The sequence below is a fragment of the Microbulbifer sp. JSM ZJ756 genome (genome assembly GCF_044383805.1).
GTDB classification, from domain to species: Bacteria; Pseudomonadota; Gammaproteobacteria; order Pseudomonadales; family Cellvibrionaceae; genus Microbulbifer; species Microbulbifer zhoushanensis.
On record NZ_JBISER010000010.1, the window covers coordinates 122982 to 134820 of the forward strand.

At 61.8% G+C, this 11839-nt stretch carries 5 protein-coding genes; 2 read left to right on the plus strand and 3 right to left on the minus strand.

What is annotated here, in order from left to right:
- Positions 1-57: 57 nt before the first annotated feature.
- Complete coding sequence (locus tag ACH6CX_RS15905) at positions 58-3084, minus strand: YdbH domain-containing protein (protein WP_396675871.1); 3027 nt, start codon at positions 3082-3084, stop codon at positions 58-60.
- Positions 3085-3343: 259 nt separating this feature from the next.
- On the opposite strand from ACH6CX_RS15905, the gene pepN reads away from it, so the two are divergent.
- Positions 3344-6013 (plus strand): aminopeptidase N, encoded by a 2670-nt coding sequence (gene pepN, locus ACH6CX_RS15910; protein ID WP_233005742.1) that lies wholly within the window; start codon positions 3344-3346, stop codon positions 6011-6013.
- A 50-nt stretch (positions 6014-6063) separates the two neighbouring features.
- On the opposite strand, the gene ACH6CX_RS15915 is transcribed toward pepN, so the two are convergent.
- Both ACH6CX_RS15915 and ACH6CX_RS15920 read right to left on the minus strand, forming a co-directional pair.
- Positions 6064-6612, minus strand: a complete 549-nt coding sequence (locus ACH6CX_RS15915) for a histidine phosphatase family protein (RefSeq protein ID WP_233005741.1) — start codon at positions 6610-6612, stop codon at positions 6064-6066.
- Between the two features lie 54 nt (positions 6613-6666).
- The gene (locus ACH6CX_RS15920) at positions 6667-8241 is read right to left on the minus strand and encodes a carboxylesterase/lipase family protein (RefSeq protein WP_396675874.1); all 1575 of its coding nucleotides are present in this window, start codon (positions 8239-8241) and stop codon (positions 6667-6669) included.
- Positions 8242-8504: 263 nt separating this feature from the next.
- On the opposite strand from ACH6CX_RS15920, the gene ACH6CX_RS15925 reads away from it, so the two are divergent.
- Entirely contained in the window at positions 8505-11651 is a 3147-nt protein-coding gene (locus tag ACH6CX_RS15925; protein ID WP_396675876.1) for a BapA prefix-like domain-containing protein, read from the plus strand.
- Positions 11652-11839 lie beyond the last annotated feature (188 nt).

Here is an 11839-nt window from a genome sequence, read left to right on the forward strand (position 1 = left end):
TTATGGGTGCTAGCTTAACGCAAACTGAACCTGAATCGCCTGCCTTTTCCGCTCCGGTCAATTGGCGCCGATCTGTTTTTCCAGCGCATCGGCCAGGTCGCGGCTGGCCTGCAGGGATCGGAGCATAGCCGGGATATTGTTTTCCAGGTTGAGGTTGATGATGAGGTCGCGGTCCTTGTCCACGGAGGCACTGCGCCCCACCAGTTTCAGCTGCATCTGCATATCGCCACTGGGAGGATACTCGAGCGTGCCACTCAGCGACCGGTAGTCGTAATCCTCCAGCGCCCCGGCGAGCATTTTTAATTGCGGGTTACTGGACAGCATTTCCGGGGAGAAGGCGCCATAGTAGCGAAGGCGGCCACCAGGCGGGCGGGCCTTAACGGTGCCGCGCTCAACCGTGATGCCGCCGGCATCTGTAACCAGGGGAATGGTCGTGTCCAGTACGCCGCTGGCGGCGAAGTTACCGGCCTCCATTTCGTTGCTCAGTGCCTTGAGGGACAGGCCGGTTATGGACACCTGGCTGCGCCGTGCCTTTCCGTCCAGGTTCCAGGTGATGGAATCCGATTGGACATTGCCCTCCAGCAATTCCGCGTTGAATCCGTTCAACACCAGGTCATTGTCTGCTTCCAGCGACAGGGCAAAGCGGACGTTCTCGATCGGCACACCCACGTCGATACTCTCGACAGCGATGTCCTGGGGCTCCGGCGTAGCCCACTGGCCGTCCTCTCGTTGCAGGGCAATATTTCCGGTAATTCCCACCGCGAAGGACTTGTCGTAGACAGCGGCGATATCACTGAGCTGGGCAGACAGGGTATCGGAGTCGCCGGCCGGCCAGGACAGCCTGCCCTGTACCACCATTTGGCCGGAGACCAGCTCCACGGGTAGGCCTGACACCACATTGCTCAGTGGCCGGTTCTTACTGAACTCCGCATCCGGGAGGGAAAACGTGGCCGAACCGCCATCGCTTGCCAGGTTGTGCATCCACTCCCCGTTGGCGGCGACATGCCCCAGCCTGGCCCGGGTATCACCCCGCAGGACCCGGTCGCGAAGAGAGAAGTGGCCCCGGGCTTCGGAAAATACCTGGTACTGGTCGTTGAATTTCGCGCTCCAGTCATCGGTGCTGTAATCACTCGACAACTGCAGCTTGTCCGGCTGGTACACGAAATCCAGCTGTTTTAGCGCAAGCGAGCCGCCACCTTCCATTTTCCCGGCGCGAAGCCAGGGCAGGGTCACCAGCAGCGCACCGCTGCAGCGGAAAACCTGTTGCGAGTCCCGCATACACGAAAACTTGCCGGACTTCACTGTGGCATTTTCAGCTTCCACTTCGCCGGCCTGCAGTGCGCCAGCGTTAAGCTGTAACTGGCTGCTGTCCAGCTTGCCACGGCCATTTTCCAGGGAGAGAGCTCCCTGCACGGAAAAGCGGCTGTCTTTGATGGACCCGCCGTCCTCACCAGGCAGGTGTATTTCCGGAGCTTCTGCTACCAGTGAAAGTGTGCAGTGCGTAGCCGTATCGAGCTGGCATGCCAGTGACTCCGCTGTTGCCGAGAATCGCCGGGTACCGGAACCATCAGTCAGCGCCATGCTGACGGCCTCGCCGTTCACCGCCATAGGTCCGGGCCAGTGGTCAGCGCTGAACGAAACAGCTTTTGCAAGGTTCAGCGAAATTACGCCCCGTTCCATAGCCAGTGCCGTAAAAACCTGTTGCAGGCTTTCCGGGGTGGTGTCGGTGCGGGAAATTTCTGCTGCTGGCTGGCTGTCCGGCTGGAGCTGCAGATGCAGGTTGGTGATACCACCTGCACCTGCCACCTGCCCGACCGGAGGCAGGGTTGCAGAGGCCTCGAACGGCAATTGCCCGCGTAACTGCCGGATGCCCATCTCCTGCAGCCGGGTAATTAGATCATGGTCGGTGGCCCCCAGCAGGGATGTCGCGGTGGTGAGATCCAGGGAGCCGCTGGCCGAGAGCTGGCTGGCGCCGGCCGTGCTGTGGGCCTGGAGGTTGCCGGATAACAGCTCGTCACCGGAATCGCCGATTGGCGTCAGGCGCACATTGGCAGATCCTGCTGCCTGTTTAACCTGGAGCGGTTGGAGGGTGGTGATGTCCAGCCGGATCGGCTCTTCGGTTGCCAGGGCCATCGCCAGCGGCAGCGGCTTTTGCATCCGGTCCAGGCGGGCTGTTACCTCAATCGTGTCGATCAGCACCAGGATATTCCCGTACTGTTCCAGTGCCACAAGGTTGTCCGGGATATTGCCGCTGAGGCGTGCCTGCATCTCCCCTCGCGGGTCGCCACTGGCCAGGGCAAGGTAGGCCGGACCGAGCTTCTGGGTAAGGGGGGCTGGCAGGGACAGGGCGGTGATGGCGCGCTCCAGGCTCTCCAGGTCGATTGCCAGGGTTAATTCAGTACGCCACTGAGTGGGTGTCGTGTCTGTAAGCGTGGGGCTCGGGTCCGGCGCCAGTGTCCCGCTGAGAGCAACAGCCCGTGAACCCTGCGCGTCGCCCAGGGAGGCCTCCAGCTGCAGAGGTGTTGTCTGTGGGCGCCCCGGATCCAGGTTTGCCATTACCAGCTGGCCGGTCACCCCCTCGCCGGTAATCCGCAGCCTGACCCGCTGATCATCCCCGGTCCGATCAAGCTGTATGCGAAGGGGGTGGTCCGGCGCCCCTGCGGGGACCAGGTGCCGGACGTCCAGGCTGAGTGGCAAGGCCCGCCGCACGATAGCCAGTAGGTCACTGAGGCGGATGTTTTCCGCCAGATTACGGGGCGCAGCAGACCTGGGCGCATTCCCCAGCCTCATGGACTCGACGGCGATCTCGCTGCGCGCGGCCCCCCGCCACAGCTGCCATGGGTGGGACACGGTAATGCCCCGCAGTTCCACCGGTGTGCCACCGGACAGCGTCAGTGATACTTGGTCGATGGCCAGGGTGGCGGGGGAAAGCTGCAGGCCCTCTATGTGGTTGATCCGGGTGTCACCGGCAAGCCAGCTGGCCACCGCGGTTGCCAGCCGGTCCCGTTCGACCCACGCCCAGGCCAGCGCCACTGCCAGCAGGCAACAGATCACTAGCGGCAATGTCAGGCGAGTCCTGGGCACATTCGACCTCTGGTTACAGACGCAGCACAAAGTTGCTGGAAGTTGCCGATGCCGCGCACCGGCAGGTGACAGTGTAACTGTCCGTGAAGGAAATAATAATGCGTGCGGCGCCACAGGGGTTGCCCGGCGACGCCGTCACCCGCCGCTGCAGGGCGACTGGCACCCCCGGGGCGGCGGAGGTTATAGTCTCGGCCTGATACCTGCCGCTCCGCCGCGTGCGGCGACCTGAAGTACCTCTGCAAGTCAAGGGAAGCACTCCATGAAAGATGCCCAGCCGCGCACTGTTTACCTCCGCGACTACCGTGTGCCCGATTACCTGGTGGACGAGACCCGTTTGCACTTCGAACTGCAGCCCCGGGGTACCCTGGTGCGGTCCCGGCTGTCTGTTCGCCGGAACCCGGAAGCCGTAACCCGGGAGATGGGGATGCAGGGAACAGTGGCTCAGGGCGGAGCCCTGCCACCGCTGGAGCTGGAGGGCGTTGAGCTGGAGCTGCTGTCGCTCGCCATTGACGGCGAACCCGTCACCTCAGACCGGTACCGGGCCTCGCCCGAGGGACTGTCGGTTGATATCGACCGTCCGGAGTTCGTGGTGGAGATCAGTAACCGCATCAACCCCGAGGACAATACCTCCCTGGAAGGGCTGTATCTCTCCAATGGCATGTACTGCACCCAGTGTGAGGCGGAGGGCTTCCGCAAAATCACCTATTATCCGGACCGTCCCGATGTTATGTCGCGATTCACCACCACAATCGTGGCGTCGCGCGATTACCCGGTGCTGCTCTCCAATGGCAATGAAGTCGAGCGGGGGATGCTGGAAGATGGCCGGCACTTTGTCACCTGGGAGGACCCGTTCGCGAAGCCGTCCTACCTCTTTGCCCTGGTAGCGGGCGACCTGCAACATGTTGAGGACACCTTTACCACTGCCAGCGGCCGTAAAGTCAAGCTGCAGATCTTTACCGAGGCGAAGAATATCGGCAAGTGCGACCACGCCATGCGCTCGCTCAAGAAGGCTATGCGCTGGGATGAAGAGGTCTACGGACGTGAATATGACCTGGACATTTTCATGGTCGTGGCGGTGGACCACTTCAACATGGGGGCGATGGAAAACAAGGGCCTCAATATTTTCAATTCCGCATGTGTTTTGGCGAGCCCGGAAACCGCTACCGACGCCGCCTTCCAGCGCATTGAATCGATCGTTGCCCACGAGTATTTCCACAACTGGTCCGGCAACCGGGTAACCTGTCGTGACTGGTTCCAGCTGAGCCTGAAGGAAGGTTTTACGGTATTCCGCGATGCGGAATTTTCAGCCGACATGAACTCCCGCGCGGTGAAGCGGATCGAGGATGTTTCCATGCTGCGTACGGCCCAGTTCGCCGAGGACGATGGGCCCATGGCGCATCCGGTGCGGCCGGATTCCTATATGGAGATCTCCAATTTCTACACCCTGACCGTCTATGAAAAAGGCGCTGAGGTCGTGCGCATGATCCATACCCTGCTGGGGCCGGATGCTTTCCGTCGTGGCAGCGATCTGTACTTTGAACGTCACGACGGCCAGGCGGTGACATGCGAGGACTTTGTCCGGGCCATGGAGGATGCCAATGGCGTCGACCTGCAGCAGTTCCGTCGCTGGTACAGCCAGGGTGGGACGCCGGTGCTGGAGGTCTCTGATGCTTACGATCCCGGCACAGGTGATTATGCCCTGACGGTACGCCAGTCCTGCCCCGCCACACCTGGCCAGCCGAACAAGAAACCGTTCCATATTCCATTGAAAGTGGCCCTGCTTGACGGCGAGGGTAACGATATGCCCCTGGACCAGGCTGGCAACTCCGAACTGGTGCTGCAGGTCAGTGAGGCTGAACAGACCTTCCGCTTCAGTGGCCTGGCAGAAAAGCCTTTGCCGTCTTTGCTGCGCGGGTTCTCTGCACCGGTAAAACTCCGTTACGGCTACACCGCGGAGCAATTACTGTTCCTGATGCGTTGTGAATCGGATGAGTTCAACCGCTGGGACGCGGGCCAGCGCCTTGCTTTTTCTGCGCTGGAGTCACTGCAGGAAGATTATCGTGCCGGGCGTGAGATGGAGCTCTCTCCGGAGCTGGTATCGGCTTATCGCAGTGTGTTGGAGAACCGGGAGCTGGATCCTGCGCTGGTGGCAGAGATGCTGTCCCTGCCCAGCGCACAGGTCCTGGCGGAGCAGGCAGAGGAGATTGATGCCGAGGCCATTATTGTCGCCCGGGAATTTACCGAGGTTGCATTGGGAGACGCCCTGCACCAGGAACTGCTGGCAACCTATCACGCATTTACCCGGCAGGGACCTTACCGCCCGGAAGCGGAGGACATTGCCGCGCGGCGGCTGAAGAATACCTGCCTCGCCTTCCTGGCTGCCACTGGCAAGGCCGAATACCTGGCGCTGGCCCAGGACCAGTTTGAGGGCGCCGGTAATATGACCGACAGCGCGGCGGCCCTGGCGGCCCTCGTCAATCGCGGATCTGATGAGCAGATGAATGAGGCGCTGGAGAGTTTCTACCAGCGGTGGCAGGAGGATACCCAGGTAGTGGAGTTGTGGTTCGCGCTGCAGAGCAGCAGTGCGAGGTATGGCACCCTGGAGAATGTCGAGGAGCTCATGCAACATCCTGCATTTGAGTTCAAAAACCCCAACAAGGTGCGTTCGGTGTTAGGCGGTTTTGCCAATCGAAATTTCACCCAGTTCCACAAGGCTGACGGCAGTGGCTTTGCATTCCTTGCCGACCAGGTCATTGCCATGGACAAGCTCAACCCGCAGATCTCTGCCCGGTTGGTGACGCCGCTGACCCGCTGGAAAAAATATCGTAAGGATATTGGCAGCCAGATGCATACGGCCCTCAAGTCAGTGATGGAAAGTGGCCAATTGTCAGCGGACCTCTACGAGGTGGTCAGCAAGAGCCTGGCCTGAGGCGGAACGGAATGAACCGGGGCTGTGAGAGAGGCCCCGGCCCGAGTTGCTCACAGCATCCGACTGTCCCGTTCACGACCCAGCCGCACCAGTTCCAGCCGGCCATTGGCAGCTACGAGCTCGGTAACCGATGTGTAATCAGGACGGAACTGGCAGATTTCGGGCGCATCGCGGGTGTATGCGACCACTGAATTGATGACCATGAAGTGGCAGAACACCGCGGTGTCCCGGTCGAGGCCCTGCAGGTAGCTGATAATCTCCTCGCGCCAGTGCAGCTGGTGCTGTTCCAGCTGTTGCCACTTTGCATCGAGCAGTGAGCGGATCCAGGGGCCACGCTCGGCCAGCGGCAGGTCGCGGGGAGAGGGGATTTCATTGACCGCCGGTTCAATAACGATGTCCCGTTCCAACCTGCGGGCCAGTGGTTCAGCGGTCTGCCGGGCGCGACTTTTGGGACTGCTGACCAGTGCCATGGCTGGATCCCAGTCCATGGCCCCCGCCAGCTCCGCAGCCTGGCGGTGTCCCAATTCTGTCAGCGCCGGGTCCCTTACTCCGGCGACCTTGGCGGCTTCCCCGTGCCTTATCAGCAGAATCCTTGTCACTGTACTCCCCCTTGCTACTGCATGATTGCCGGCGGCACCTGAAGACCGGGCTGGTCAGAGGTAGCGCCCGATCAGGTCGTCACCGATATCCTGCCATATCTGCGTCAGGGTTTCCCGGTCGAGGGCATGGCCCGCCGGGTGATATCCCAGGCGCCGGCTGTAACCCTCCTCGAAAGCGGGCCAGTCGGGGCCGGGGCTGCCGCTTTCCGCGAAGCTTAGCCAGGCTTCGCGGACAACACGGCTGAGCGCGTCGGCGTTCTGCTCACCACCGTAAAGTTCGCGCAGGCTGTCCTCCCCGTGGGTGCCGAATACATACCCCAGCTCCGCTGCGTGGCAGGCTCCCAGCAAGGGCTGCGCCGCCAGTGGCTGGGCAAAGTGGTAGTGATAACGCCGGCCACCGTGTGCGTCCAGCAGCCGCAGCCCCGGCAAGGTGAATACCATATCGGTCAGCATCAGGTTCCAGGTACGGCTCCATTCCGGCCAGGGGCTGCCTGTCAACGAGCGGGCGCGGCCGTGGTAGTGGTCCAGCAGGGCATTCAGTTCCGCTTCCGGCAGTAACCACTCGAGATGCCGGAAAACCTGGTTCCGGTCGAGAGTGAAACTGGCTGGGTTGGTGACACTGAACAGGTTCCATTCCTCGACATTACTGCCCACCAGCAGGGGAATTTCTGTGGCGTGGCCCTGGCGTAAGGCGTCCATGGGCGATATCGATATCAACTCTCCGTCCAGGACCGGTTTGAATGGCAATTGGCCCCATTCCCGCTCAATACGCGGGTTTGCCAGAATATCCTTTTGGGCTCGCAACAGGTCCGTGGTGCTGGCCTGCGCAGGAGATATGCCGCCGTTGCCACGCAGCACCTCCACAAATGCCTCACCCAGCGAATTTGCTCGTGCGCGGGTCTGGAAGACAGAAGGGCTGCCGCTCTGGATTACTGCCCGCTGGAACAGCCCTTTAGCTGAAGGGATGGCCATCAGCGCGGCGATACTCATGGCGCCGGCGGACTCACCGAACAGTGTCATATTGTCGGCATCGCCGCCGAATGCGGCGATGTTGTGCTTTACCCAACGGATGGCGGCTAGTTGGTCCAGTAGGCCCTCGTTGCCGGTGGCATCGACATCGCAGAATTCTGCCAGGCGCAGAAAGCCAAGTGCGCCCAGACGGTAATTCAGTGTCACCACAATGGCACGGCCACTACCTGCCAGGTGGCAGCCGTCATATATCCGCTGGCAGCCGGACCCCATATAGAAGGAGCCGCCGTGGATCCAGATCATCACGGGAAGCTTGCTATTCGCTGATGCCGGCGGGGCAAAGATATTCAGGTAGAGGCAGTCCTCGCTTTCCGGCAACTCCCCATTCGGCCCGCGAATTTCCATCAATACTGAAGGATTCTGTGCCGAGGGCATTCCAAAACTGAACGCTTTCAGCGGCGATTTCCACCTGGGAATTGGTTCCGGTGGTTGCCATCTCAGGTTGCCAACTGGAGGGCGGGCATAGGGGATGCCAAGGAAGCGTCTCACGCCAGTGGTTTCGTAAATCTTTCCCAGAATGGGCCCCGCTGGCGCATCGATTATTGGCGTGTCCCTTAAACCGCCAATCACGGTTCCGCGGGGGTGCTGCTCCGCTGTCATCAAATTTTCCCTCTTCCCTGATTGCCCCGCCATACGGGCTCTTCCGAGTATAGCCGGCGCCTGAATTGCTCTTGAAATGTGACGGCGTACTGTCCATAAACAAAGGACTGCTCAAAATTTATTCGAGTTGGGTGGTTTTTGGGCGATTTGATTTTTCAGGGATTAGGCACCCGCCAGGACTGATAAAACAGCTAAATGCAGCAGGGCGTCACTCCGCTGTTCGTGTGGAAGGGATTCACGATGGTAAGTAGTCAGGTGACAGCATGATTGGAAAAATTTACGACAGGGAAACCGGGTCGGTCAGGGAGGCGCCACTCAATGATCTGGCGCTATCTTCGATTGGGATTGTCAGCCTGCCATTTGGCGCTGACGAGATTGTTTCATACGCCAGGGACGGCAGTGACCTGATCATTATCCTGGAGTCGGGTGAGCAGGTCGTTATCGCCAACTTCTACCAGGTCGATGAAGATGGTGAGCAGAGCCATCTGGTGCTGGAAGGTGGTGAAGAGCCGGTGATGTTGGCCATGCTCGGCGGATCCGGATATCCGATTGCCGCCGCAGCAGCACCGGCAGCTGCAACTGCGGGTGTCAGTTCCTGGCTGATCCCCGGCCTGGTGGGGCTCGGCGCGATCGCCATAGCCCTGGACGATGATGACGGCCGTGACGGTTTCAGCCAAACCGGTAATCTCACCCCGTCCGGCAGGCCCATCCCTCCATTCAGCCCTCCTGGCCCCCCACCGGATAGTGATGCTGATGCCGACTCTGATGCGGATGCTGATGCCGACACGGATGCCGATGCGGATGCTGACGCGGACACAGATGCCGACGCGGATGCCGATGCGGATGCCGATGCCGATGCGGATGCGGATGCGGATGCGGATGCGGATGCGGATGCGGATGCCGATGCGGATGCGGATGCGGATGCGGACGCGGATGCCGACGCCGATGCGGATGCCGATGCCGATGCGGATGCCGATGCCGATGCGGATGCCGATGCGGATGCGGATGCTGATGCCGACGCCGACGCCGACGCCGACGCCGACGCCGACGCGGATGCGGATGCGGATGCTGATGCAGATGCCGACGCGGATGCGGATGCCGATGCGGATGCCGATGCGGATGCTGATGCCGACGCCGATGCCGACGCCGACGCCGACGCCGACGCCGATGCGGATGCCGATGCCGATGCGGATGCCGATGCTGATGCCGACGCCGACGCCGACGCCGACGCCGACGCCGACGCCGACGCGGATGCGGATGCCGATGCCGACGCGGATGCCGATGCGGATGCCGATGCGGATGCTGATGCCGACGCCGACGCCGACGCCGACGCCGACGCCGACGCGGATGCCGATGCGGATGCCGACGCGGATGCCGATGCGGATGCCGATGCGGATGCTGATGCCGACGCCGACGCGGATGCCGACGCCGACGCCGACGCCGACGCCGACGCCGACGCCGATGCCGATGCCGACGCCGATGCCGATGCCGACGCCGACGCTGATGCGGATGCGGATGCGGATGCGGATGCAGATGCCGACGCGGATGCCGATGCCGATGCCGATGCCGATGCCGATGCGGATGCCGACGCGGATGCCGACGCCGACGCCGATGCGGATGCGGATGCCGATGCTGATGCCGACGCGGATGCCGATGCCGACGCGGATGCCGATGCCGATTGCGATATCAACGTCAACATAGATATCGACATCGATTGCGACTGCGATGCCGACGCGGATTCAGACGCAGATGCGGACGCAGACTCTGATGCTGACGGCTACCGAGGCCTTGGAAACCTGGGCGAATTCTGTGACCCAGACTGTGACATTAAAGATGTCGATGTAGACGTTGATATTGAGAAGGACGGCTGTGACATCAATGTCAATATCGATATAGATATCGAGTGTGACGCAGACGCTGATTCGGATGCCGACGCGGACGCGGACGCGGACGCGGATGCGGATGCGGATGCGGATGCTGATGCCGACGCCGACGCCGACGCCGACGCCGACGCCGACGCCGACGGAGATGCGGACGGTGATGCCGACGGGGATGCCGACGGGGATGCCGACGGGGATGCCGACGGAGACGCCGATGGTGACGCCGACGGGGATGCCGATGGTGACGCCGACGGAGACGCCGATGGTGATGCCGACGGGGATGCCGACGGAGATGCCGACGGAGATGCCGACGGGGATGCCGACGGAGACGCCGATGGTGATGCCGATGGTGATGCCGACGGGGACGCCGATGGTGACGCCGACGGAGACGCCGATGGTGATGCCGACGGGGATGCCGACGGGGATGCCGATGGTGATGCCGATGGTGATGCCGATGGTGATGCCGACGGTGACGCCGACGGAGACGCCGACGGAGACGCCGATGGTGATGCCGATGGTGATGCCGATGGTGATGCCGATGGTGACGCCGACGGAGACGCCGACGGAGACGCCGATGGTGATGCCGACGGAGACGCCGATGGTGATGCCGATGGTGATGCCGACGGAGACGCCGATGGTGATGCCGACGGTGACGCCGACGGAGACGCCGACGGAGACGCCGATGGTGATGCCGATGGTGATGCCGATGGTGACGCCGACGGAGACGCCGACGGAGACGCCGATGGTGATGCCGACGGGGATGCCGACGGAGATGCCGACGGAGATGCCGATGGTGACGCCGACGGTGATGCCGATGGTGACGCCGACGGGGATGCCGACGGGGACGCCGACGGGGACGCCGACGGAGACGCCGATGGTGATGCCGATGGTGATGCCGATGGTGATGCCGATGGTGATGCCGATGGTGATGCCGACGGTGACGCCGACGGGGACGCCGACGGAGACGCCGATGGTGATGCCGATGGTGATGCCGATGGTGATGCCGACGGGGACGCCGATGGTGACGCCGACGGAGACGCCGATGGTGATGCCGACGGGGATGCCGATGGTGATGCCGATGGTGATGCCGATGGTGATGCCGACGGTGATGCCGACGGGGATGCCGACGGTGATGCCGACGGTGATGCCGACGGAGACGCCGACGGAGACGCCGATGGTGACGCCGATGGCGACCAGGACATTGAAGTAAGTCTCAGCGACGTCATCCCCATGGGGGACGATGAGGCTGCGATGAGCAGTGATCCTGGAGAGTCAAGCGAGAGTGGATCCGGAATGTCGCCTGACGATGAGATGGGATCCGGTCTTGACCTCGATGACCTCGTCAGCGACAGCGAATCCGGGGGAGACTCGCTCTTCTCGGGCGCTGATACCGATGATGACACTGCGGAAGGATCTGCTTCCTCGGGTAGTGGAGGTGGTCTCCAGGATGGAATGGATACCACGATGCATGCCCAGGACACTGATCCCATGCAGGACATGTGGCAACAGAACGGAGCAGACGACGTCTGATCCCAAGGAGGCTTAGCAACTGAGAAACACCGGGCCTACAGGCCCGGTGTTTCTTTTTTCGACTAGAATATTGGAAGGAAAAAATTCAACTAGTGGTCCCGGGTATAAAATGTCCGTACCGGATATCGCTAACGCCAGAGCAAGTGAATATAGTGGATTCAATGCAGCGACTATGGATAGTCACGCTG